Consider the following 26966-nt stretch of genomic DNA (forward strand, 5'->3'; position numbering starts at 1 on the left):
GCAAGCGTAAGCTGCCCGTTTCCGCTGGTCGGAACCGGTTACCCGCAGGTAACAAGGATTAATGAATAGGCTGCTAAAAAAGCCGCTAAAGAATTTTAGATGTCAGATTTTCTGCATTAACCGGCGTGGCGCCGTTTGCTGCCCCTACCCTAATCTTTCACCCTGCTGATGAATAGTGGCGAAAATCTGGAAAATGGAATTATCACGGCCGGAAAATAAAAAATCAGCGGGCGCTCACACACCCGCTGATTCCATCAGGCTTACTGATATTTTAGCCGCACTACACGATATGCACCTGCAGGTTATGTTGCACCAGCACATCGCCCAGCGTGTTATCGCTGGTCAGCGCCGAATTGTGATAAACCTCGAAGGTTTGCCCCTGCACGGTACGCTCGCCGGTTACCGCCCAGATGCCGCCATTGCTGTTCGCCAGCGTCACCTGGCTGCCATCGGCACCCTTGATGATCAAATCATCACTTTGCTGGTCGGTAATGCTCAGTGCTTCATTCAGATCGAGTTTCACCGAGTTAGTCCCGGTTTTGCCGAGGTCGAGTACTTCAATGTGCTCGACTTTCAGACCCAGCGAGGTGAGATCCAGATTCAGATGCTCCCCGTTCAGCACCAGCGTATCGGTGCCTGCGCCGCCATCGATGTGCGTAAAGTTGAGATCACTGACCGTCACGGTATCAGCCCCACTGCTGCCGGTAACCGCTGCACCTTCCACCGTGCTGCCATCAGCCAGCGTGATCACCACGCCACCAATGGTGTAGCTGGCCTCCCCGGCTGGCGCAGCGGCGGCAACGGTTTCCGGTGCGGAAGCGCTTTCACTGCTGCTGGCCGGCGCGGTGATATCCGCGTCGGTGGTCAGGGTCGAGACCACCGCAGCATGGGTGACGTTTTCCTCACTGCTGCTGGTGTTGTGCTGCGTTTCACCGCCGGCACTGGCCACCGTGGCGCTGTCATCGGCCACCGGGAACAGTGCCACCGATTCGGTGGCGGCAGTCGTAATCGGCAACAATGACCCTAACAGCAGAGTATTGGTGGTCGAATAGCTGTTGCCTGCCACATCAGTGATGGTGATTTTTGCCAGCGTACCCAGCGACAGCAGCAGGCCGCCAACCGACAACAACGACGGCGCGAAGTTAGCGGAGTAACGCCCCAGCGCATCGGTGGTGGTATTGATCGTCGGTCCGTTGCTGCCGTTGGCGAGCAGCAGCGTGACGCTGACTTTCGATCCCTGCGCCGCATTCAGCGAGCCGCCCTGCACCGTCAGTCCGGTCAGCAACGACGTCACGATGCTGAGCACCGGATCGGCGCCCACCAGCGGTGAATTGTGTGACAGTGCGGTAAAGGAGCTGCTGCTGGTGACGGTATTGCCGCCAATATCAGCCACCGTTACGGTCAGCGGATGACTGCCATCAGAGATCCCTTTCAGGGTGGCTGACGGTACGCTGATGCTCCATGCCCCATTCGCGCCAATGGTGGTGGTGAGGATATTGCCCGCGAGGTTAACCGTTACCGTGCCGCCAGCGGCATTGGTGCTGGTGCCGCTGATGGTTTCGGCGGTATTGGCTTCGGCAATATTCAGGTAACCGTCACCGCCAAAATAGCTGCCCAGACTGACCGTCGGCGTGGTGTGACTGACTACGCCGAGTACGGCCGAGCCGCTGCCGCTGCTGCCCGCGCCATTGGTGACGCTGGCGGTGACGGTGTACTGACCATCGGCAATTGCCGCCAGGCTGGCCGCCGGAATCGACAGGCTCCAGTTACCGTTGCTGTTCACCGTGGTGCTGTAGGTCTGTCCGCCCAGCGCCACGCGCACCACCGATCCTTCCGCATTGGTGGTACTGCCGCTAATGGTTTGCGCCGTTTTGACATCCACTGCGCTCAGCGCATTGTCACCAAACAGTGAGGTGATGGCGACCGTCGGCGCAGTATGCGCAATCACGCTCAGCGCACCGCTGCTGTTCGCCACGTTGCCATAGGCGTCGGTGCCGGTCACGGTCACAGTTTTGCTGCCGTCGGTGATTGCCGCCAGATCCGCTTTCGGAACGCTGATACTCCAGCTACCGCCGCTCACCACTTTAGTGGTGTAGGTCAGCCCGTTCAGCGTGGCGCTGACGGTTGATCCGGCCGCCAGGCTTGAGCTGCCGCTGATGGTCTGATTGGAGGCCAGATCCGCTGCGCTCAGCACGCCATCGCCAAACACCGTGTTCACCGACAGCGTCGGCTGAATCAGCCCCAGCGAGACACCGGCACTGGTGCTGCTGGTGTTGCCCACCGGATCGGTGACCGAGGCGCTGACCGTGAAGTTGCCGCTCAGCAGCGTCGAAAGAATGGCAGGCGATACAGTGGCAGAGAAGGTGCCATCCGGGTTAACCAGCGCGGTGGCGGTGGTATTGCCAATCGCCAGCCGGACGCTGCTGCCCGCCGCCACGCCTGATACCGTACCGCTGATGGTCTGCGTCACCAGCGATTCTGCCAGGTTCAGCACGCCGTCACCAAACAGCGGGTTAAGCGTCACTTTCGGCAGGTTGTGAATGCCGACCAGCGCGCCCGCCGAGGTGCTGCTGGTGTTGCCCGCGCTGTCTGTAACGCTGACGCCGACGGTGAGATTGCCATCGGTAATGCCCTGCAACAGCGTTGGCGTCAGCGAAACGTTGAAGTTGCCACTGGCATCGGTGGTGGTGATGAACTGCTGCGATCCGACAGAGACCACCACACGCGAGCCCGGTTCTGCCCCGCCAACCACGCCGCCGATCACCTGGGTGACCAGCGCATCCGCCACGTTAAGCAGGCCGTCGCCAAACAGCGGATTAACGGTGATGGTGGGCAGCAGCGTATCGACCCGGATCCCGGCACTGGTGCTGGCGGTATTGCCCGCCGGATCGGTGACCGAGGCACCGACCGTCAGGTTGCCCTGCGCCAGCGTGCCCAGAATATCCGGCGTGACCGTCGCCGTGAAGGCACCGCCTGCGCCGACCGTGGTGGTGAGCTGGCTACTGCCAATGTTCAGCGTCACGATCGATCCCTGCGCCACATTGTTGACCACACCGCTGATCACCTGGCCGGTGGCGATGTCCGCCAGGTTCAGCACGCCATCACCAAACAGTGAGGTCAGGCTGATCGACGGGGTCTGGGTGAAGATGCCGATGGTCGCGCTGTTAGAAGCGACGTTACCGGCCCGATCGGTGACGCTCACGCCCAGCGTCAGGTTGCCATCCAGCAGTGAACTAAGATCGCCGCCCGGCAGGTTAACGCTCCATGTGCCGCCCGCCTGCACCGTGGTGGTGTAGGTATGGCTGCCAAAGGTGACGGTGACCTGTGAACCGGCGGCGGCGTTCTGAATCACCCCGCCGACCACCTGACCGGTTGCCGCTTCAGCAATGTTAAGAAGATTATCGCCACCAAACAGCCCGGTCAGGGTACCAACGACCGGCACGGCATTGACAATCGCCGTCACGGTTTCCGGGACGCTACGGACGTTACCGGCCGCATCGGTCAGGGTGACGTTCAGCGCCAGATCGCCATCACTCAGCAGCCCCAGTACGGAAGGCGGTACCACAATCGCCCACTTACCATCCTGGCCCACGGCGGCTGACAGCGTGGTTCCGCCCAGTACTACCGAGACCGTCGCGCCAACCCCTGCCGAGGTGGCCACGCCGCTGATGGTTTGTGCCACCGTGGTATCGATGGCGCTCAGCGTTCCGTCGCCGAAGACCGAATCGACCACCAGGGTTAGCGCGCTGTTGACCAGTTTATTCACGGTCAGAGTGGCGTCAGTCTGGTTACCGCTGACGTCATTAACCCGCACGCCAAACACCAGCGCGCCATCATTCAGGCTCGACAGCACCTGTGGATCGACATCGAGACTCCAGCGGCCGTCAGCACCGACCACCGCCGTGGCAATCGGTGCGCCGTCACCGAGATAGAGACTGACGGTTTGCCCTTCAGCCCCCTGGGCACTGCCGGTCAGCACCTGGTTGACGAGCAGATCCGCTGCGTTGATCAGGTTGTCGCCGAGGAAGGCGTCAATCAGGATCAGCGGTGCCGTGTTGTCCACCGTCACCGTTTCATTGACGGTGGTAACGTTGCCCGCCGCGTCGGACAGTTGCGCCGTAATCACCGGTGCAGCACCATCCTGCAGCGCCTGCATGTCGCTGGCCGGTACGGTAGTGGACCAGCTGCCGTTGCTCTGTACGATGGCGTTATAGCTTTTGTTATTGAAGGTGACGACCACCGTGCGCCCGACTTCGGCGCTGTCGGCGGTGCCGCTGATCACCTGACTGGTGGCGCTTTCACTGCCGTTGACCCGATTGTCGCCAGCAAAGGTGTTGAGCGTCAGGGTCGGTGGCGTCAGATCGATCTGCACGCTGCCGCTGGTGGATACCGAGGTCGTGCCATTGTTAGCGATGACCGTAATGGCGACGCTGCCGTCAGCATTGCCGAAATCGCTGACCGGCAGGGCGACGGTCGACCAGCTACCGTTGGCGTTCAGGGTGGTGGAATAGTTGATGTCATTAATCACTACCGTGACCGCGCCGCCCGCACCAAGATTAGCCGAGGTGCCGCTCACCACTACCCCGCCCGCCTGATCGGCGGTACTGATGATGTTATCGCCTGAAATAGTACCCAGCGTCACCAGCGGTCCTGGAGGTGGCGTGAGATTGACGTTTAAGGTCAGATCCTGGCTGGTGGTGTTGCCCGCCAGGTCGCTGACGCTTAACGCCAGGGTCGTCGTCGGCTGGCTGAAGGTGGCCATCTGTTCTGGCGTCAGGGTCAGGCTCCAGCTGCCGTTCGCGCCGACCACCGCCGTTCCGAGCGCCGTCGCGCCCAGCGAGACGCTGAGCACGGTGCCCGGTTCGGCACCGGCAGCCATGCCGCTCAGCAGCTGCGGCTGGATGCTCTCGCTATAGCTGAGCGCGCCATCGCCGGCAAAGGTGCCGACAGTCAGCACCGGCGGCGTGGTATCAACCACCAGCGAACTGCTGATGGTGCTGCTGTTACCGGCCGCATCGGTTGCCGTCACGGTGACCGGATAGCTACCGTCAGTGAACACCGAGAGATCCGCGTTGCTCAGCGGCATCGGCCAGCGTGCTGTACACCGCATCACCCATGGTGATCCGCACCGTCTGACTAGCACCGGTTTCGCCGGTGGTGCCGCTCAGGGTAAAGCCCGCTGCAACATCGGCGGCATTGATGTAGCCATCGAGGAACTGAGCATCAACGGTCGGCTGCGGTGCAGTGAGATCGGCGGTAAAGGCCAGCTCCGTGGTGCCAGTGTTACCCGCCGCGTCGACCACGTTAACCGTCAGAGTATGCGCGCCATCACCCAGTGAACTCAGCGCGTTGGCCGGAATGTTTACCACCCAGTTACCTGCACCATCCACCGCGCCGTTGTAACGCGAACCGTTCAGATCGACGGTGATGCTCACGGCCTGATTATCACCAATGCTACCGGTGGAGCCGGTCAGCGTAACGCCCGCCGCCGCTTCACTGATATTCAGCACACTGTCAGCGCCAAATGCACCGTCGTTAAAGGTTGGGGTCGGGGCTGTGACCTCGGTCACCACGTTGAGCGCCGTGCTGTCGGTGTTACCGGCCAGATCGCTGGCGGTGACCGTGATGGTGTGGCTGCCGCTGCTGAAAGTCGCCAGTTGCGCAGGTGTCAGCGTCAGCGACCAGCTGCCATCGGTCTGTACTGTCGCGGTCAGCGGTTGATCGCCATTAAAACCTGAGATCAGCACGCTGACCGTCTGTCCGGCCCCGCTAAGCCCGGTCGAGCCGCTCAGCACCTGCTCGCTTGCCGCATCAGCCGCACTGAGCGCACCGTCGCCAAACGGCAGATTAAGGGTAACGTCCGGCAGGTTATTCACCGCGACCAGCACGTTGCCGCCCACGCTGGCGCTGTTGCCGTTAACATCGGTGACCGTCACCGTGACCGGCCAGTTACCATCCGGCAGCGACTGCAATACCGCCGGTGGCAGATCCAGCGTCCAGCGGCTATCGCCGTCGCTCAGGGTGGCGGAATAGACGGTGCCATTAACGGTAACCTGCACCGACGCCGGATTGGTGACGTTGATGGTGCCGCTCAGTGCACCGCCTGCCGCCGCCTCGTCAGCGTTGATACGGCCATCAGTGAATGGCGTATCCAGCGTAGGCGCAACAAGCGGCGTCGTGGCGGTGATAAAGCTCTGGGTCGCTTCCGTGCTGTTACCCGCCCGATCGGTGGTGGTCACGGTAAGGGTGTGCTGCCCGTTGCCGAGAATAGCGATGTATTCCGGCGTCAGGCTGGCGGTCCAGTTGCCATCTGCATCAACCGTGACCGACAACGGAATGTTGTCGTTTCCGACCGTCACGCTGACCGTCTGACCGTCGCCCACCGCGGTGGTGCCGCTGATAACCTGCACCGTTGCCGCTTCGCTGCTGTTGATCACATTGTCACCAAACAGCGTGGTGGCGAAGGTCGGCGTTACCGGCGGCGTCAGCAGAATTTCAATCCCGGCTGTAGCCTGCGCCGGGTTACCGGCGGCATCAACGGTGGAGACCACCACCTCGGTCAGGCCGTCTGGCTCACTGCTCAGCGCGCCAGGTGCCAGATAGAGCGACCAGTTCCCGTCCTGGCCCACGGTGGTGCTGAAGGTCTGCTCACCGACCTGGATCGTGACAATGGTGCCTGGGGTCACACTGCTGCTGCCGTTCAGCGACAGCTCGCCGGCCGCATCGGCGGCGCTCACCAGCCCGTCGCTAAACGGCGCCGCCAGGCTGATGGTCGGCAGGGTATTAAAGGCGACATCCAGCGAGGTAGTGGTATCGGTGGTGACGTTACCTGCTGGGTCGGTTACCGTCACGCTGATGGTTTGTGAGCCATCGGCTAACTGCTGGAGATCGGCGGCCGGAATGGTGACCGACCAGTTCCCGCCCGTTCCGGCGGTGGTGGTGTAGGTGACGTTGTTTAAGGTGACCGCCACCGGCAGACCTTCTGCGGTGTTACCGGTGATGGTCAGATCCTGCAACGACTCCGCCAGGTTCAGGCTGCTGCCGGCACTGAGCGCAATGTCCGTCACCACCGGCAAGGTGGTATTGACCGTGACATCATGGGTTGCCGTGGCCGGGTTGCCGGCCACATCGCTGGCGCGCACGCTGAAGGTCTGGGTGGAATCTGCCGGCAGGCCGTTGAAGGCCGTCGCGGGCACGGTCACCGTCCAGTTGCCGTTCGCGTCGAGCGTGGTGCTGTAATCGACATCGTTGAAAGTGACTGTGACCGCGGTGCCACCAGCCAGCTGGGTGCTGGTGCCGCTGACCACCACGTCGCCGGTCGCTTCAGTGGCGTTGATCACATCATCACCGGCCACCACGTTGACGCTGAGCGTCGGCTGGGCCTGATCGCTGGCGACCACCACCAGACTGGTGCTGCTGCTGGCCGGGTTACCGGCGACATCAGCGGACACCACCACCAGCGCCTGCTCACCATCCGGCAGAGTAGCGATATCGGCCGCCGGTACGATCACCGTCCAGCCGCCACCGGCCGCGACCGTGCCACTGTAGTCGATATTATTCAGCGTGACCGTCACCACCTGTCCCTCGGCAAGGTTGGTGCTGGTGCCGCTGACGGTCAGATCCTGCCCTGCTTCAGCCTGATTGAGGTAGTTATCACCGCTGACAGGCCCGATGGTCAGGGTCGGCAGCGTCGCGCTGTCGGCATCACGGGTCAGCGTCTGGCTGATGCTGGTCTGGTTGCCTGCGGCATCGGTCAGCGAGACCCCGACCGGATAGCTGCCATCCGTCAGCCCCTGCAGCACGCTGGCGGGCAGCGTCACCTGCCAGCTGCCGTCTGACAGCACCTGGGTCTGGTAATCCACATTCTGGAAGCTGACGGTGACAATCTGTCCGGCATCAGCAACCGAGGCGGTACCGCTGACCGCCACATCCTGCAACAGCTCCAGTGAGTTGATGGTGTTGTCGCCGCCAATCGCATTCACGTTCAGCGCTGGCGGGGTGAAATCGACCGTGACGCTGCTGGCGAGTGAGCCACTGTTGCCTGCGGCATCACTGACGTTGACCTCCAGGGTATTAATACCGTCGCTCAGGGTCTGCAACTGGGCTGGCGTCAGGGTCACCGTCCAGTTGCCCTGGGCATCAACCACCGCTGAATAGCTCTCGCCGCCCAGCGTCACGCTCACCGTCTGGCCTGCGCCCAGTAATCCGGTGGTACCGCTCAGCGTCTGGCTGGAGTCAGCTTCATTGCGGCTCAGATAGCCATCGCCGAATGGCGTGTCAATGCTGACCGACAACGAGGCGGTCGCCAGATTGATCTCCCGCGTTTCGGTGACCGGGTTGCCCGCGGTATCACGCACGGTGACGGTGACGGTATAGAGACCGGCCGGAATATCCGTCAGTGCGCCCGCCGGCAGCGTCAGGCTCCAGTTGCCCTCTCCGTTGACGGTGGTGGTCCAGATCTGGTTATTCAGCGTCAGGGTAACCAGCTGCCCTTCACCGGCGTCGCTGCTGCCGCTCAGGATAACCGGTGCCGTACTTTCGGCGATGTTGATGATGTCATCACCCGCCACCGCATCAAGGGTTAACACCGGTGGCGTGCGATCCACCACGACACTGCCGTCGGTGCTGGCAGTGTTGCCTGCCGCATCCTGTACCGTCACGGTATAGCCGACGGTCTGTTCCGGCAGATCCGCCAGGGCGACCGCCGGGACAGAAACCGTCCAGTTGCCATTGTCGTCGGCCGTCGTGGTATAGGTGTTGCCGTTCAGCACTACGCTGACACTCTGGCCGTCTCCGCTGGCACCGGTGGTCCCGCTGAGGGTTTGCGTACTGGTGATGTCGCTGCTGTTGAGCGTGCCGTCACCAAACGGGCTGGTGATGGTCGGATCGGGCAGATTGGTGGCCAGTACGTTGAGCGTCGCCGCGCTGCTGAGCGTCGCGCCTCCGCTGTCGGTAGCGGTCACCGTCAGGGTGTAAGCACCATCCGCCAGACCGGCCAGCGCGTTGGCCGGTACGATCAGACTCCAGTTGCCGTTGGCCGCGACCTGCGCGGTGTAGCTGACATCGTTAAGCAATACCGTCACCGTGCCACCCTGCGGCACATTGACCGAGCTGCCGGTTACGATCAGCGGCTCAGCCAGTTCCTGGGCATTCAGGTAGTTATCGCCACTCAGTGCATTGAGCGCCAGGCCGGAAGCGTTGCTGTTAACGTCGAAGGCCAGGGTGTTGGTGGCGGTGTTGCCCGCCACGTCGCTGACGGCCACCGTGAAGCTGGCACTGCCGTCATTAAGCGCACTCAGCGCGCCCGCCGGTACGGTCAGGCTCCAGGCGCCGCTGGCCTGCACCGCGGCACTGTAGACGTTGCCGTCCAGCGTCACGGTCACCAGTTGCCCTGGCTCGACGTTGCTGACGGTGCCGGAGAGACGCTGATCGGTCAGCCGCTCTGCACCATCCACCACGTTGTTGCCGGCAAAGGTATCCAGCGTCAGGGTTGGCAGGCTGGCAGGATCGACTTTCAGCGCCAGACTGGTGTTACTACTGGTGCTGTTGCCGGCGGCATCGCTGGCGGTAACGGTCAGCGGATAGTTGCCGTTGCCCAGCCCGCTGTAGATAGTGGCGGGCAGATCGAGACTCCAGTTGCCTTTCGCGTCTGCCGTGGTGCTGGCGCTGCTGCCGTTGAAGCTGGCGACGATCAGGGCATTGGCTTCGCTGCTGCCGGTCAGCGCCAGCGGCTGCTGGCTCTCTGCGGCATTAATGATGCCACCTGACGGCGTATTCAGGCTCAGCGGCGGAGGCAGCGTATCAACCGCAACCGTTCCGCCCGCCTGGCTGCTGTTACCGGCCACATCGCTGACCACCACGGTATACGGTGTTTCACCCTGCGGTAACGCTGACAGCACTTCAGCCGGAATCGTCACCTGCCAGTTGCCGGCCTGATCGACCGTGCCGCTGTAGCTGACGCCATCCAGCGTCACGCTGACCGCCTGGCCATCGCCGCTGACGCCGGTCGTGCCGGTGATGGTGCCGCTGGTCGCCGCTTCCGCGCCATTAAGCACCCCGTCCCCGAACGCGTCGCCTGGGGTGGCAACCGGCAGCGCGGTGGCGATCACCGTCACCACCGTGTCGGTAGTCGCCAGTGGCGTACCGTCGGCATTCGTGACGGTGGTGGTCACGGTCAGCGGGCCGTCGGCGACATTAGTCAATGTGCCAGCCGGTAAGGTCAGGTTCCAGCTACCGTCGGCCGCCACGGTGGTGGTGACGGTGGTGCCATTCGCGGTCACCTCTACGATGCTGCCTTGTGGCAGACCGCTGGTGCTGCCGCTGACCAGCACATCGCCAGTCAGTTCACTGGCGTTGAGGTAGTTATCGCCGGTGATCGGGGCCAGTGCAACGGAAGGCTGGGTATTATCCACGTTGAAGTTAAGCGGGCTGCTGCTGGTGTTGCCGACCGCATTGATCACGCTGACGTTCAGGGTCTGGCTGCCCTCCGCCAGACCGGCCAGCGCCCCAGCCGGCAGCACGATGCTCCAGCTGCCGCTGGCTTCGACCACGCCGCTGTAGTTGCTTCCATTGAGAGAGACGGTGACCTGCTGTCCTGCTTCCACGTTGGTGGAGGTGCCGCGCAGGGTAATCGGCTGCAGCTGTTCGGCAGCGCTGACAACGCCATCGCCGGAAAAGGCATCACTGTCTACGGTCAGCGTTGGCTGGAGTTCAGGTGCGTTCACCACATTCAGATCGATGGTCTGACTGGTCTGGTTGCCATTGGCGTCGGTGGCGGTGACGGTTACCGGGTTGCTGCCAGACGGCAGCCCGGTGAGATTGTCCGGCGCGATTTGCAACGACCACTGACCGTTGGCGCCAACGGTGGTGCTGTAGAGCGTATCGTTAAATTCAACTGTAACCCGATCGCCATTCTGACCGGTGCCGCTGATTACCAATGGCTGCGTCAGATCATTGACGCTCAGGGCGTTATCGCCGCTGATCGGATCGACCACCAGCAACGGTGCAGCGGTCGCAACGTTCAGCGTGCTGCTCTGGCTGCTGCTGTTGCCCGCCGTGTCGCTGACGGTCACCACTACCGGATAGCTGCTGCCGTTAGTCAGGCCCGCCAGGGCGGCTGGCGGCACGTCCAGTGACCAGTTACCGTCGGCATTGACCGTGCCGGTATAGGTCACGCCGTTCAGCGTCAGGCTGACCCGATCGCCTTCACTGCCGGTTCCGCTGAAGCTGATGCCCGCCGTCTGTTCTGCGCCGTTCAGCACCCCATCACCGGCCGGTGAATTGAGGCTGAAGTCCGGTGCGGCAGTATCGACGGTCAGCGGCAAGGCGCTGGTATTGCTGTTGCCACCGGCGCTGGTCACCGTGACGTTGAGATCGTAGCGGCCATCGGTCAGCGCCTGCAGATCGGCGCGGGGTACGGTGGCGGTCCAGCGGCCATCGTCAGCAACAATGGCATCGTAGGGGACGCCGTTCAGCAGCAGGCTCACGCTGCTGCCCGGGGCGACGGTGCCGCTGATCGGCAGATCGGCGTCAGCTTCTGCGCCGTTAATAATGCCATCGGTGGCAATCGGATTAACCACCAGCGTTGGTGTGCCGGTATCGACCGTCAGCGGCACCGTGGTGCTGGCACTGTTGCCGGCCAGATCGGTGGTAGTGACGGTGATCGGATTGCTGCCCTGCGCCAGCGCTTGCAGCGCCGACGGCGGCAGAACCACGCTCCAGTCGCCATTCGCCGCCACCGTTGCCGGATAGCTGCTGCCGCCCACGCTGACGCTAACCGCCTGGCCCGGCGTCGTGGTGCCGGTCAGGGTTTGCGCCGCGCTGGCTTCTTCACTGTTGAGTATGCTGTCAGTAAACGGCGTATTGATGACCGGTGCGGTCAGCGGCGTGGTGGCGACCAGCAGCGTCTGGCTGCTGGAAACCTCGCCTGAGGTCACGGTTACCGTGGTGGTGCCCTGTGCCAGATTAGCCAGATCGCCGGCTGGCACGGTGATCGTCCAGGCCCCGGTTTCGTCGGTGGTACCGCTGTAAACGGTGCCGCCCGGCACCAGCGTAACGCTGACCACGCTACCGACGGCCAGGTTGGTTGAACTGCCGCTGAGGGTCAGATCGCTCTGCGCTTCGATCGCGTTGAGCTGATTATCCTCGGCGATTGGCGCAATCGACAGCAGCGGTGCGTTAGTGGTGATGACGGTGAACTGTCCGCTGGCAGGCTGCGCCGGGTTACCGGCGACATCGAGGATCGCCACGGTAAAGGTTTTCTCCCCGGCCGCGCCCAGCGATCCGGCCGGTAGCGTGACGCTCCAGACGCCATTTGCCTGGACCACACCATCGTAAGACTGACCGTTAATCGCCAGCACTACCGGCTGCCCGGCCGGTACGCCGGTGACGGTGCCGGTAACCTGAATATCACTCAGCTGTTCGGCACTATCGACCTGATTATCCGCCGTGACCGGATCAATGGTCAGCGCCGGCGGGGTCGCCGCCAGCACGGTAACATCCGACAGCACGCTGCTGCTGTTGCCGTACGTATCGCTGATCGACACGTTAACCGGATAGATAGCGTCTGCCAGCTGGCTGATTACCGCAGCCGGCACCGTGACGCTCCAGCTGCCGCTGGTATCGACCGTCGCGGTATAAACCGTGCCGTTAAAGTCGACCGACACCGCATCGCCTGCGCTGCCGCCACGGCCATCGATGGTCAGATCCTGACTGTGCTCAGCGATGTTGATATAGCCGTCGCTGGCTGGGGTTGAGACTTCGAGCAGCGGTGGCGTGGTGGCAAAGGTCACTAAATCCGTCGTCTGGCTGACGTTGCCATCACTGTCGGTGGCCACCACCGTCACTGCCTGGGCACCGTTCGGCACCAGAGCCAGATCGGCAGCAGGAACAGTGATACTCCAGCTCCCCTCCTGCGCCACCACGGCGCTGTAGGTCTGGCCGTTGAGCGAGACGCGAATAATATCGCCTTCATCACCGCTGCCGCTGACGCTCAGCGGCTGCTGCGCATCGGCAACGTTAATCACGCCATCATCGGTGAGTGGGTTGACGGTTAAAGCTGGCACTGCGGTAGCTACCCGCAGCTCGGTCGAGAGGTCACTGCTGTTACCGGCCGGATCGGTGACGGTAACGCTCACCGGATAGGTCTGGTCAGTGAGTGCGCCGAGATCGGACACCGGCACCGACGCGGTCCAGCTACCGTTGCCATCCACCGTGGCGGTGTAGGTTTTGTCGTTCAATACCACCGACACCGTATCGCCCGCCGTGCCGGTACCGCTGAACAGCAGCGGCTGCGTCAGATCGCCGTTGCTGAGCACACCGTCACCGCCCGGTGCCGCCACCGTTGCCTCAGGCAACTGGGTACTGACCGCCAGCGGCTGGGTTTGCGTAATGATATTGCCGCTGGCATCGGTCAGGCTGACGTCGAGACGGTAGCTGCTGCCATCCGCCAGCGCCTGCAGCGCGTCAGACGGCACGGTCACCGTCCAGTTGCCGGAGCCATCCACGGTGGTGGTATATGTCTGGTCATTCAGCGTGACCGAAACCAATTCCCCCGGCGCAGCGCCGGATCCGCTGACCGGCAGCCCGGCCGCCACTTCACTGCTGTTGAGAATGCCATCGCCACCGGCCACCGGTGCCACAATCAGGTTCGGCAACCGGGTATCGACGCTGAAGTCCAGCGTGTCCTCAACGCGGTTGCCTGCTTCATCAATCACCGTGATATTGAGGCTGTTGCTCCCCTGTGGCAGCAGGGCGAGATCGCTGGCAGGCACGGCCAGGCTCCAGCTGCCGTCAGGATTGACCGTGGCACTGTAGGTTTTACCGTTCAGTTCCAGTTCGACCTGTTGACCCGCCGCCGCTTTGCCGGTGCTGCCGCCGATCGCCAGATCGCTGCTGGCGTCAGCGCGGTTGAGAATGCCATCCGTGAGCGCGCTGTCGTTAAGCGTGATCTGTGGCTGATTGCTGACCACCACGTTGAGCTGCGCTGAATCGGTCAGCAGGGTGTTATTGGCATCGATGGCGGTCACCGACACTGCCTGGACGCCGTCAGTAATATCGGTCAGATCGCTGGCCGGAACGGTGACGCTCCAGAATCCGTTGCTGCCGACCACGCCGCTGTAGGTGCTGCCGTTAAAGGCCACCAGCACCGACTGTCCTGCGGCGACGCCAACTGCTGAACCGGAGATCACCAGATCGTTGCCAGCCTCCTGCTGGTTTAGGAAGCCATCGCCGCTCAACGGTTCGCTGATGGTCAGAACGCCCGGCTCACCTGGCGCGGGTGTAATGTTGATCTCGCGGCTGTCAGTGGCAGCGGTCCCTGCCGCGTTGCTGACGCTCACCGTAAGTGTGGTGCTGCCCGCGGCCAGCGCGCTGAGCGCCGCAGACGGAATCAGAGCGCTCCAGTTCCCCTCAGGCCCGACCTGTGTAGTGTACGTTGCGCCAGCCAGCGTGATGGTGACCGTCTGGCCCGCTTCGACATTACTGGTGCTGCCGGTCAGGGTCTGATCGACCGCTTTTTCGCTGTTATCCAGCAGATCGTCTGCGGCAAAAACGTTGACCGTAATCGCTGGTACGCCAGGTTCAGGCGAAGCTTCTACCGCGATACCGCGGCTTTCACTGGCCCCGGTACCTGCCACGCTGGAGACCGTAGCGCTGATGGTGGCGCTGCCGGCAGGCAGTGCGGCCAGTGCGCTGGCTGGCAGGGTCAGGCTCCAGTTACCGTCCGTATCTACCGCGGCGCTGAAGGTCTGATCGCCAACGGTGACGGTGACAATCTGACCGGCTTCAACGTTAGTGGTGCTGCCGCTCAGCAACTGGTCGCTGGCTTTTTCGTCATTGCTCAGCACATCATCGACCGCAAACGGATTGATGGTCAGAACCGGTGCATTCGGCACGGTGACCGGGGCTTCAACCGTGATCGGCAGGCTGTCACTGGCGGTGATGCCTGCTGCGTTGCTGACCGTGACCGACAAGGTGGTGGAACCGCTCGCCAGCGCGCCAAGCGCATCGGCCGGAATGCTGATATTCCAGCTGCCATCGTCGCCGACGGTGCCGCTGTAGGACTCTCCGCCCAGCGTCACGGTAACGATCTGGCCCGCTTCGACATTGGTGGTGGTACCGGACACCGCCTGCGCGTCCAGCTTCTCTTCGTTGCTTAACAGGTTATCGTCGGTAAACGCCGCCACGCTCAGGGTCGGCGTACCCGGCGCGGTCACCGGGGCTTCTACCGCGATATCACGGGTTTCGCTCACCGTGGTGCCGGCCAGATCGCTGACCGATACGCTCAACGTAACGCTGCCAGCGGCTAAGGCTGCCAGCGTTGAGGCCGGAATGGTGACGCTCCAGCTGCCGTCTGCGGCCACGGTGGTGCTGAACGTCTCACCGCCGAGCGTTACCGTGATCGGCTGACCGGTTTCAATGTTGCTGGTGGTGCCGCTCAGCAGCTGATCGCCGGTTTTCTCACTGTTGCTGAGAATATCATCCCCGGCAAACGGGTTGATGGCGACGGTTGGCTCGCCCGGTAAGGTGACCGGTGCCGTGACGCTGATGGGCAGCGTGTCGTTGAGCGTGGTGCCGGCAGCGTTGCTGACCGATACCGTGATGGTGGTCTCGCCAGCGGCCAGCGCCGTCAGTGCCGCGGACGGCACCGTCAGGCTCCAGCCACCGTCAGCATCGACGCTGGCGCTGTAAACCTGGCCGCCAAGCGTCACGGTGACGACCTGCCCCGCTTCGATGTTGCTGGTGGTGCCGCTCAGGATCTGATCAACGCCTTTTTCTTCGTTGCTGAGCAGGTTATCACCGGCGAAATCGTTGATGGTCAGGGTCGGGATGGCCGGACCGGTGCCCGCTGCCTCAACCGCGATATCGCGTGTTTCATTGACGGTGGTTCCCGCCAGGTTCGTGACGGCCACAGTAATGGCATTCGAACCGGCGGGGAGATTGCCCAGCGCCGCCGCCGGGATAATCACCTGCCAGTTGCCATCTACATCGATGATGCCGATATAGTTCTGCCCGCCGAGGTTCACAATCACCTCTGAACCCGCTTCGACATTGGTGGTGCTGCCGCTGAGCGTCTGGGCGGTGCCCTTTTCAGCATTGCTAAGGATGTCATCTCCGGCAAACTGACCAATCGAGATGGACGGTTCGCCCGGCTGGACAACCGGGGCGTCAACGATGATCGGCAGCGCGCTGGTCGCGGTGTCGCCGGCCGCATTACTGACCGATACGGTGATGGTGGTTTCACCGGCTGCCAGCGCCGTTAGCGCGGCGGCAGGCACGGTAAGGCTCCAGCTGCCATCTGCGCCCACGCTGGTGCTGTAAGTCTGACCGCCCAGCGTCACCGTGACGGTTTGTCCGGCCTCAATGTTGCTGGTGCTGCCACTGAGCGTTTGATCGGTGGTTTTTTCGACATTGCTTAGCTGGTTATCGCCGGCGAAATCAGCCAGCGTCACGCCGGGCGCGCCGGGCGTCACCGGAGTTTCCACGTTGATATCGCGGTTTTCGCTGGCTTCAACGCCGGCCTGATTGGTGACGACAACCGAAATAGCGAGGCTACCCGCAGCCAGCCCATTCAGTGCCTGGGCCGGTACGCTAATACTCCAGCTACCATCGGCACCCACCGCAGTGCTGTAGGTCTGATCGCCGAGCGTGATGGTAACTACCTGCCCCGCTTCCACGTTGCTGGTGCTGCCGCTCAGGGTCTGGTCACTGTTTTTTTCGTCATTGCTCAGGATATCGTCGCCGGCAAACGGGTTGATGGCGATAACTGGCGCGCCTGGCTGGGTGAGCGGCGCGTCAACGCTGATCGCCAGGCTGTCGGTGGCTGGCGTGCCTGCCGCGTTGGCCACGCTGACGGTAATGGTGGTGCTGCCCGACGCCAGTGCCGCTAACGCTTCAGCTGGCACGGTGATATTCCAGCTGCCATCGGCTGCTACGCTGCCGCTGTAGTTCTGGCCGCCGAGCGTTACGGTGACAACCTGACCGGCTTCGACGTTGGTGGTGGTGCCGCTCAGGGTCTGGTCGGCGGTTTTTTCGGCGTTACTCAGTACGTTATCACCGGTAAACGGGTCGATCTCCACCCCCGGCATACCCGGCTCGGTGACCGGGGCCTGAACCTGAATCGGACGGCTTTCGCTGGCCTGGGTACCCGCCTGATTGCTGACGGTGGCGGTAATCGTCTGAGCGCCCTGCGTCAGTGCCGCAAGCGTGGCGGGAGGCAAAGTGATGCTCCAGCTTCCGTCGGCACCGACCGTGGCGTTGAAACTTTGGCTGCCCAGCGTAATGGTGACGATCTGGCCCGCCTGAACATTGCTGGTACTTCCGCTCAGCGTCTGGTCAGTGGTTTTCTCACTGCCGCTCAGCACGTCGTCACCGGCAAACGGGTTGATGGTGATTGTCGGGGCATCCGGCGTGGTATCGGGTTGCTGGACGGTGATCCCCAGACTGGCCGCGGCGGCGGTGCCGGCGGCGTTACTCACGATGACTGAAATGGAGGTGCTGCCTGCCGCCAGCGCCGCCAGGGCACTGGCCGGAATACTGACGCTCCAGCTGCCATCGGCACCGACGCTGGCATTGTAGGTCTGGCCGCCGAGGGTGATGGTTACAATCTGACCTGCTTCAACGTTGCTGGTGGTGCCGCTCAGCAGTTGGGCGGTTGATTTCTCCGCGTTATCCAGCACGTCATCGCCGGCAAATGGATTAAGGGTAATGGTCGGCGCGCCAGCCGTCGGGGGATTACCCGGCGTGCCGGGATCGACACCGTTGTTGTTATCACCACCGCCGCCGCCGCCACCACCACCGCCACCCCCTGCGCCAATCGCCAGACCGGCCAGGCCCAGCACGCCGAGACCGCCGGCAGTAATCACACCCATTGACGAGTTGGTGTTATCCGCCAGCAACAGCGGCTCTACGCTGTCGAGCGATTCATAGGTCGGTGTCACCGCGTTAGAGGCCAGTTCGGCCCCTTCTGCCGTTTGCGGAAACAGGGCGTGTTCCGGTGGATTAACCCCATCATCAAAAACCAGTTCGCTGTGTTCGCCTTCGGCATCATCAAAGAAAAATTTCTGATAGCGGACAGTACTGCCATCACGCATATGCAGAACAAGATCGTTTCCCTGGCGTTCGTACTGCGCCACCATTGCGCGCGTGCCGCTAATGCGGACCACGCTGGGTTCGGTGAGGTTAATGGTTTGTGATGAACCGCCTGTACTCTGCGAGATAAGCGTGCCGTTTTCGCGCGAAATGATATCGACCCGGCCCTGCGTGAGTTCTGCCATTTGTAACCTCTACTCCACCAGATTGGCTAATATACTGAATCTAAAAACATAAAATATTTTTATGCTTATAGTATTCACACATTCCTTCACCTTCTGTCAGACAGAAAGTGTCTTAGCCCGGTGTATCCAAAGGCAGTAAAGCCAGGTGACGCTACACACCGGGGAAAATTCCCGGCGTGGCGCTATTTTTATTGGATTATTTGTGTGTAGTTATACGCAAAACGCAGCGGTTTCGCCTGCTTAATCTTTAACGCAAGGGAGATAAAAATCAATTTTAATGTGCAGATTTTATTATGTTTTAACATTCTTTTCATAAGCAACACTTGCAATAAGGCTTTCAGCAAATTTGCTTTATCGTTGTTTTTACATGTCAATTTGTTGCGGGAAGTTTCTATGATTGGGTTAAAAAGGTTAAAAAATAACCTCCACCTGAACTTTAGAGCGGAAAAAAGAATTTCTTAATTAAGCGATTCAGCCATCATTTATCGCTGGCCCTGATCGCCATTTGCGCTGACAAGTGGTTGAAAAATGGCGATCAAATTTGGCTTAAGTCACGTTACGTGCTGCGAGATTAGCCAGGAAAGTTCTGGAAAAAATCCGCGCACCGCTAAAAGTCGGTAAACTCGCGGTTTTGTTACGCATCTGCCGCTGCACCACACCGGTAATAAATGGCGCGGCGGGTGCCAGTTTTCATGGCCGCAATGCTACACTTTTTCGCTTTGCCACTGATGAATCTGACCTATGACTGCACTGGACGCTGCACAGCAAAATAAACCCGATAGCCGCCTGAACTGGGGCACCCGCACGGTGTTTTTAATCAATGGTTTAGGCATGTCAGCCTGGGCACCGCTGGTGCCGTTTGCGCGCGACCGCCTGCAGCTTAACGGTGCCTCACTGGGCGCGTTACTGCTCTGTCTGGGCATTGGTTCGCTGGCGGCGATGCCGATCACCGGCACATTAGTTGCGCGATTTGGCTGCCGGCGGGTGATGTGTCTTTCGACAGTGCTGGTGCTGGCAATGATGCCGCTGCTGGCCACGGCTGATTCCCATCTGGTAATGGCCGCAGCTCTGATGTGTTTTGGTGCCGGTCTGGGCATGCTGGATGTGGCAATGAACTACCAGGCAGTTCAGGTCGAAAAAGCGGCCGGCAAGCCGATGATGTCTGGCTTTCACGGTTTTTTCAGCCTCGGTGGCATTCTGGGCGCTGGCGCGGTGAGTCTGCTGTTAAGCCTGAGTTTTACGCCGCTGAGCGCCGTGATGGTGATCATGGCGGTGATGCTGCTGCTGTTACTGTGGCGTCTGCCCGGCTTAATGAACCAGCGTTTGCATCAGCCCGATCAGCCCTGGCTGGTGATCCCACGTGGCTGGGTCGCCTTTCTGGGTGCGCTCTGCTTTATCCTGTTTCTGGCGGAAGGAGCGGTGCTGGACTGGGGCGCGCTGCTGCTGTTGCAGAACCCGGCCATGTCGCCGACCCATGCCGGTCTGGGCTATGCACTGTTCTCAACGGCGATGACGCTGGGCCGGTTTGGCGGCGATAAAATCATTCACCGCTTCGGTCGTTATCCGGTGATGCTGACTGGCGCGCTCACGGCCGCTGCGGGCATGAGCCTGGCAGTGTGGCTGCCGTGGCCGGAGATGGCGCTACTGGCTTTTCTGCTGGTCGGTTTCGGTTTATCGAATACCGTGCCGATGTTATTCAATGCGGCGGGGAATCAACAGGATATGCCGGCAAACCTGGCGATTTCTGCCATGACAACGCTGGGATATGCGGGTATTCTCTCAGGTCCGGCCTTAATCGGATTCATATCACAATGGATCAGCCTCAGCGGCGCATTTTTATTAATCGCGCTGTTGCTGTTAGCTGTGGCCGCCAGTGCGCGAAAAGTTGCGCGATAATTCAGGTATCAGACACGCTATGTTGCCTTATAAGTTTCCCCTGACATCCGGCAATGTCACCCGCTTCTTTGTGGTTTTCAATCTGGTGCTGCTGTTGGCGCTGGGCTTTATGGTGCATAACTCGGTCAATGCCTGGCTGACCAGCAAACGTTACGCCATGACCGATCTGGCGCGCGACGTGCAGAAACGCATCGACGCCTATCGTTTTGCCACCTGGCAGATTTATGAAAACCTTTCAACCAGCGCCGCGGGTGCCGCACCCAGCGCCAATCTGCAAGAGACGCGACTGCGTCCTGACGTCTATTATCTGGAAAAAACCCGCCGCAAAACCGAGGCGTTAATTTTTGGATCGCATGACAGCAGCACGCTGGACATGACCATGCGGATGTCGAACTATCTCGACACGCTGTGGGGCGCCGAAAATCCGACCTGGTCGATGTACTTTCTGAATGGTCAGGATAACAGCCTGATCATGATCTCTACCCTGCCGCTGAAAGATATGGCGACCCGCTATAAAGAGAGCGCCATCAGTTCCATGGTGGATGCCCGTCGTGCGGAGATGCTGCAGCAGGCTAATGCGCTGGATGAACGCGAAAGTTTCTCGGCGCTGCGCCATCTCGCCTTTCAAAACGATCACTACTTTACCCTGCGTACCACCTTTAATCAGCCCGGCCATCTGGCGACGGTGGTGGCCTTTGATCTGCCGGTCAACGATCTGATCCCACAAAACATGCCACTGGAAAACTTCCAGCTGCGGCAGGACAGCTCGGTGAGTACCACCACCACGGATCAGCAGGAGACGGAAGATACCCAGATTTCGCTGGTGAATCCGAATGTGGAAATCGCCGCGACGCTGCCGAGCACCTCGCTGCAGCTGGTCTATCGGGTACCGATTAGCCGGCTGATTATCGATACCCTGCATAACCTGCTGTGGCCACTGCTGATCAATCTGCTGCTTTTCCTGCTGTCGCTGGCCGGCATGGTGCTGCTGCGCCAGCAGTCACTGCGTCCCAGCGAGAACCAGAGCGCTGAACTGGACTCGTTGCGGGTTCTGAATGAAGAGATTGTGGCCAGCCTGCCGGTCGGCCTGCTGGTCTACGACTTTGCCAGTAACCGTACCCTGCTGAGTAATAAGATCGCAGAACACCTTCTGCCACACCTTAATTTGCAGAAGATCATTAATATGTCCGACCAGCATCAGGGCGTGCTGCAGGCGACCATCAATAACGAAGTGTATGAGATCCGCCACGCCCGCAGCGTGTTGTCGCCACATACTCAGCTGTTTATGATGCGCGACCAGGATCGTGAGCTGCTGGTCAACAAGAAGCTGCAAAAAGCGCAGCAGGTACTGGATCGTAATCACCAGATGCGTCAGCAGCTGCTGCATAACCTTGGCCATGCCCTGAATCAGCCGCTGGAGAAAATCGTGGCCCAGCTGGTGCAGCTCAGCCAGCGTGACAGCGATGAAACGGTGCTGGACGTGCTGGATGAGAGCCAGGGTCTGGCGCGACTGGTTGACGATATTGTGCTGCTTAACCGACTGGAGGCGCACGACTGGTCACCGGATGCGACGGTGTTCAGCCTGCAGGAACTGCTGGATGAGATTGCGCTGGAAAGCCTGCCACTGATGCGCCGTAAAGGACTGTCGCTGGTGGTGAATAACCATCTGGCGAACGACGAGATGCGGTTTGGCGATCGCCGGGCACTGCGTAAGGTATTGATTACCCTGATGCACTATGCGCTGACCACCACGCGCTGGGGCAAAATCACGCTGGAGGTCAAAGCGGCCGATAAGCAGGCCGACCGGCTGATGATTGAACTGGTCGATACCGGTGCCGGCCTGACGGTCGATGAACTGGCGAATGTCGACTTCCCATTCCTCGGTGATACCAGCCAGGATCGCTATGGTCAGGCGTCAGGTATGGCGTTCTTCCTGTGTAAACAGCTGTGCAAGCAGATGGGCGGCAGCCTGGATATCGTGGCAAAAGCCGATATCGGCACCCGCTACAACATGCAGTTGCCGCTGGTGCTGGAACAGAAAACTGAAGAGGAAGAGGAAAAAATTCTTGATGGCGTCACCGCACTGGTGGAGATCGCTGTGGAAGACGTGCACAAGATCGTCTGCCGCCATCTGGAAAACTGGGGTGCGCGTTGTCTGACACCAGACGAGCGTATTTCCGGTCAGGATCACGATGTGCTGATAACCGATGATCCCACCAAACTGAGCGGCTGGTCACTGCTGCTGGCCGGGGATGAACCCGGTCATCACGCGCTGAATGACCAGCAGTTTCGGGTTAATTTCAATCTCAGTAATGCGCTGCTCGATGCATTGCTGGCGCTGATTGAGAAGCAACTGTCACACGATGTGATGGAAGATGACGCTGAAGAAGAAGCGGCCACGCCATTGATGAGCGGCGGCTATTTCCAGCTGTTTACTGAGACAGTACCGGTTGATGTAAAGAGACTGTATACTGAGTCGGCGGAAAAGGACTACGCCTCGCTTGCTCAGACAGCGCATCGCCTTAAGGGCGTGTTTGCCATGCTTAATCTGACTCCCGGCAAACAGCTTTGTGAAGAGTTAGAACACCACATTAAAGCGTGTGACGATTCAAACATTACAAATACCACCAGTGATATTGACGCTTACGTCAATCAACTGCTGCAGCAAGGTAACCAATAAGATGAATAACTTAAACGTAATTATTGCCGATGACCATCCAATTGTTCTTTTCGGTATCCGAAAATCTCTGGAACAAATTGAATGGGTTAACGTTGTAGGTGAGTTCGAAGACTCAACAGCACTGATCAACAATCTGTCTAAGCTGGATGCGAATGTCCTGATCACCGATCTCTCTATGCCCGGTGAGAAGTATGGCGATGGCATCACGCTGATTAAATATATTAAACGTCACTATCCGGATCTGTCGATTATCGTTCTGACCATGAACAATAACCCGGCAATTCTGAGCTCGGTACTGGATCTCGATATTGAAGGGATTGTACTGAAGCAAGGCGCGCCAACCGACCTGCCGAAAGCGCTGGCCGCGTTGCAGAAAGGCAAAAAGTATACGCCGGAAAGCGTAGCGAAACTGCTGGAGAAGATCAGCGCTGGCGGTTACGGCGACAAACGCCTGTCACCGAAAGAGAGCGAAGTGCTGCGTCTGTTCGCTGAAGGCTTCCTGGTTACCGAAATTGCCAAGAAACTGAACCGCAGTATTAAGACCATCAGTAGCCAGAAGAAATCAGCCATGATGAAACTGGGCGTGGATAACGATATCGCGCTGCTGAACTACCTGTCGTCTGTCAGCCAGACTCAGGTCGAAAAAGACTAGTATCACGAGGCGGTGCCAGCGGCACCGCCTTTACTTCTGCCCTCTGCTCTATCCTGCCCGCGTTTTACGTACCCGCTCCGCATAGATCGCCAGCGTTACCTTCAGCACATCCAGCGTCACCGGCTTCGACAGACAGTTATCCATGCCTGCATCCATACAACGCTGCTTCTCTTCAGCCAGCGCATTCGCGGTAACGCCAACCACCGGGAACAGATGTCCCAACTGACGAAGCCGCTGCGTCAGTCGGTAACCATCCATGTTCGGCATATTGACGTCGGTCAGCACGATATCAATCTCATTGCGGCTCAGAACGTTGAGCGCATCGACGCCATCCTGCGCCGTTTTGACCTGATACCCCAGCGTACCGAGCTGTTCTGACAGCAGCATGCGGTTGATTGGGTGATCGTCCACAATCAGTACCATGATGTCATCGTTATGCACTTTCTCTTCCACCGGTCCGGCCAGCAGCAGCGCGTCTGCCGCGTCGCTGTCCAGCGCGATGCGATAGATGCGCGCCAGCAGCGTCGGTACTTCGTGCAGCGTGGCGGTAGAATGGATCCAGCGTCCCGGCTGGCGTTCACGCGGCATATCGACATGCGATCCGTCAAAGGTCACCAGCGCCCGCAGCGGCAAGTCAATATCCAGTTCGTGGTCGGTCATCACCACATCGTCCGGACCGGGCTTGCCGTGGTACTCAGCCACCTGAATGCCCTGCTGACGTAACTGGCGCGCAATAAATTCCGCCAGGTATTCGTTGCACATCGCCAGCCAGATTTTCTTATCCTGCATTCCTTCCAGCAACGGCAGCGCAGGCTGCTGTCCTTTGTAGATCGGGATACGCACGATGAACTGACTGCCCATACCCGGCTCAGAGTCGACCTCAATATCGCCGTCCATCATGTTGATCAGCTTTTCACAAATCGCCAGCCCCAGTCCGGTACCCTGGAAATTACGCTGCACGCCGTTGCCCACCTGGAAGAACGGATCAAACAGCCGCGGCAGCTCTTTGGCCGGAATGCCGACGCCGGTATCACGAACGCGGAACGCCAGATAACCCTCGGCAACGTAGGCATGCAGGATGATGCAGCCGGTATGGGTGAACTTGATTGCGTTGTTCAGCAGATTCGAGATCACCTGCTGCAGACGCAACGGATCGCCATCCAGCACCTGCGGCACGTCATGTTCGATGAAGCAGTAGAGCGTCAGCCGTTTTTTCACCACCAGCGACAGATAGTTGCCGACGATATGGGTAACAATTTCACGCGGGGCAAACGGGCGTGGCTCAATCTTCAGCTGTTCCGACTCAATTTTAGAGAAGTCGAGAATATCGCTGATGATTTTCAGCAGCAGGCTGGAGGAGTTATTCATCGCGGTTACCAGCGAATCAATGCCGCTTGGCAACTGCTTAGTCTGCAACAGGTCGAGGTTACCGATGATGCCATACAGCGGCGTACGCAGTTCGTGACTGACGGTGGCGAGGAACATCGATTTCGACTGGCTGGCCTGCTCGGAGGCGTGCGCCATCTCCTGCAGCGACTGTTCCATTCGGACGCGCGCCGAGACATCCACCAGCACGCAAATCGCCACATTCTCATTGCGATAGCGTGAGTGAACAAAGCTGATTTGCAGGTTGGTGTTACTGCCGGTCAGCACATCGACAAAATTCACCTGCTGACCGCCAATGATTTCGTTCAGCCGCTGACGATCTTCCTGGGTCAGCAGCGTCAGATAGTTGTGCGCCAGTTCATTACTCAGGATATTGGTACCGTCGCTGGTGCGTAAAATACAGATACCGACCGGCGCTGAGGCGACAATCTTGCGGTTAAATTGCTCATGCTCTTCCAGCCGGTGCGCATTCTCTTCGGCGGGCAGAAACATCCGCCGCTCAAACAGCCAGGCGAGCGTAAACAGCATGACGGCACTGAAGATATTCAGCAGCAGCGCATTAATCATCATCAGTTTTAACTGATCGACCACCACGTCAGTGGGAATCGACCAGACGATGTTGAGATCGGACGGCGGCAGCGGTTTTTTCAGGACCAGTTGACGATAGCCGTTGAGGTAGCCAAACCAGGTCTTATCGTCAGGCAGATCATCCAGCGAAAAACCGAGACCGCCACGGCGTGAATTGATCAGCGGACGGTAATTTTCATCAGTGATGGAGGCGATAACCGGCAGGCTGCCGGGCTGAATAAACTCATCCAGACGGATATTTTGCTCAACGCCCAGCAGCGCCTGCAATTTGTTGGCGACATAAACCGGCACCACCATATAGAAGGTGCCCACGCCTGGCTGCGTGGTGCTGTTAATCCAGTACATCGGATTACGGCGCTCTTCTTCATTGCTGTTGCGGTAACGCAGCACGTTTTCGCGCAGGGATTTCAGACTGCGTTCACGATCGGCATTGCTGCTGCCGATAGTAAAGTCGGCCAGGCACTGATTTTCACCGCCGATAAAGAACACCCGATTCAGCTCGTACGACGAAGCGAAGTTACTTTTCCAGTAATTAATGTAGTAACTGAGCGAATCCAGCGAGTTACGCCAGGTATTGCTCATCGAGGTACAGTCTCCGTCGGAAAACAGCGGGGTAAACTGCGGCTGGGTCGATTTGCCCGGCATCATGCCGGTCAGCACATCCAGCCCGCTGCTGGCATTGGTCAGACGGTTCTCGGTGATATATTTCAGCTCTCGCATCATGTCGGCTGAATGCCGGACATACCACTCGATTGAGCCGTAATTGCTGGCGAACTCCTGGCGGACCTGGGTCTCTTTTTCATGCAACACGCTGATGATGTAAAAGGCGGTCAGCACGGCGCCCAGCGTCCAGATTAGCAGCGCCAGCGCGCGAAAAAGATAGCGCGAGATGCGAAGCGTGGTGCGGAAAGAGACAGGATATTTCAAGTGGAACTCGCAGTTGGCAAGGTTAGTCGCATCGTCATTTTTTAATGCCCATACACTAGCTTTATCGGGCAAAAAAAGCCAGTCGGACGCGGGCTTAGCACCCGGTTTGGGAATCTTTTAACGGCGCGTTGCTATCGTTTCTGAAGCAGCACCCGGCACGAAGACGGCGAGCAACATCACACTTTGCGGCGATCCCTGAAACAGCCAGCCCGGTTTTCAGACTGCAATACCCGATATTCCCCATTACTGCCGCCATTAAAGCGCCAGCGCATAACCGCCAACCCGGAAAGGCCCGCTCTACCCGTCTCCCTACCCATCACAATCAGCAGCCACCATAACCGCCAGCGCACAGCCGCCACCCGGAAAAGCCCGCTCTGCCCGAAAAGCAAAGCGTCCGCGCCACGGAAGGCACGGCCGATCCGCAGGGAAGCGGGTTTCTTTAGCGATCGGGCAGTGCGGGCCTTTCGCCGCCCCCTTCTCACCGCCGCTCCACTTTCCACTTCACCACCCGTCACCTTTCCCACCACAATCAGCAGACACCACAGCCGCCAGCGCACAATCG

Annotated in this window: 6 protein-coding genes; 3 read left to right on the plus strand and 3 right to left on the minus strand. The window is 59.9% G+C overall.

Annotation, left to right across the window (positions count from 1 at the left end; all coding sequences use genetic code 11):
- Nucleotides 1-280: 280 nt before the first annotated feature.
- Both ABIB18_RS23780 and ABIB18_RS10955 read right to left on the minus strand, forming a co-directional pair.
- A complete protein-coding gene (locus ABIB18_RS23780) occupies nt 281-5110 on the minus strand; it encodes a beta strand repeat-containing protein (RefSeq protein WP_502922711.1) in 4830 nt (1609 codons plus the stop codon).
- Nucleotides 5049-18275 (minus strand): Ig-like domain-containing protein, encoded by a 13227-nt coding sequence (locus ABIB18_RS10955; RefSeq protein ID WP_502922710.1) that lies wholly within the window; start codon nt 18273-18275, stop codon nt 5049-5051. The genes ABIB18_RS23780 and ABIB18_RS10955 overlap by 62 nt, the downstream gene beginning before the upstream one ends.
- A 741-nt stretch (nt 18276-19016) precedes the next feature.
- On the opposite strand from ABIB18_RS10955, the gene ABIB18_RS10960 reads away from it, so the two are divergent.
- Genes ABIB18_RS10960 through rcsB form a run of 3 tightly spaced genes read left to right on the plus strand, consistent with a single transcriptional unit; the run spans nt 19017 to nt 23503 of the window.
- Nucleotides 19017-20171 (plus strand): MFS transporter, encoded by a 1155-nt coding sequence (locus ABIB18_RS10960; RefSeq protein ID WP_031376600.1) that lies wholly within the window; start codon nt 19017-19019, stop codon nt 20169-20171.
- A gap of 22 nt (nt 20172-20193) precedes the next feature.
- Nucleotides 20194-22851, plus strand: a complete 2658-nt coding sequence (rcsD, locus tag ABIB18_RS10965; RefSeq protein WP_354474172.1) for a phosphotransferase RcsD — start codon at nt 20194-20196, stop codon at nt 22849-22851.
- A 1-nt stretch (nt 22852) separates the two neighbouring features.
- Nucleotides 22853-23503: a response regulator transcription factor RcsB gene (gene rcsB, locus ABIB18_RS10970; RefSeq protein WP_031376602.1), complete on the plus strand. Its 651-nt coding sequence runs from the start codon at nt 22853-22855 to the stop codon at nt 23501-23503.
- Nucleotides 23504-23551: 48 nt separating this feature from the next.
- Here the strand turns inward: rcsB and rcsC are convergent, their stop codons facing one another.
- Nucleotides 23552-26404 (minus strand): two-component system sensor histidine kinase RcsC, encoded by a 2853-nt coding sequence (gene rcsC / locus ABIB18_RS10975; protein WP_354474148.1) that lies wholly within the window; start codon nt 26402-26404, stop codon nt 23552-23554.
- Nucleotides 26405-26966: the final 562 nt, after the last annotated feature.

The organism is Pantoea sp. UYEF8 (assembly GCF_040546285.1).
Lineage (GTDB): Bacteria > Pseudomonadota > Gammaproteobacteria > Enterobacterales > Enterobacteriaceae > Pantoea > Pantoea brenneri.

Coding starts and splice junctions, on each gene's coding strand:
- ABIB18_RS23780 (WP_502922711.1), bottom strand. CDS start 5,110: ATGCGGTGTACAGCACGCTGGCCGATGCCGCTGAGCAACGCGGATCTC.
- ABIB18_RS10955 (WP_502922710.1), bottom strand. CDS start 18,275: ATGGCAGAACTCACGCAGGGCCGGGTCGATATCATTTCGCGCGAAAAC.
- rcsB (WP_031376602.1), top strand. CDS start 22,853: ATGAATAACTTAAACGTAATTATTGCCGATGACCATCCAATTGTTCTT.
- ABIB18_RS10960 (WP_031376600.1), top strand. CDS start 19,017: ATGACTGCACTGGACGCTGCACAGCAAAATAAACCCGATAGCCGCCTG.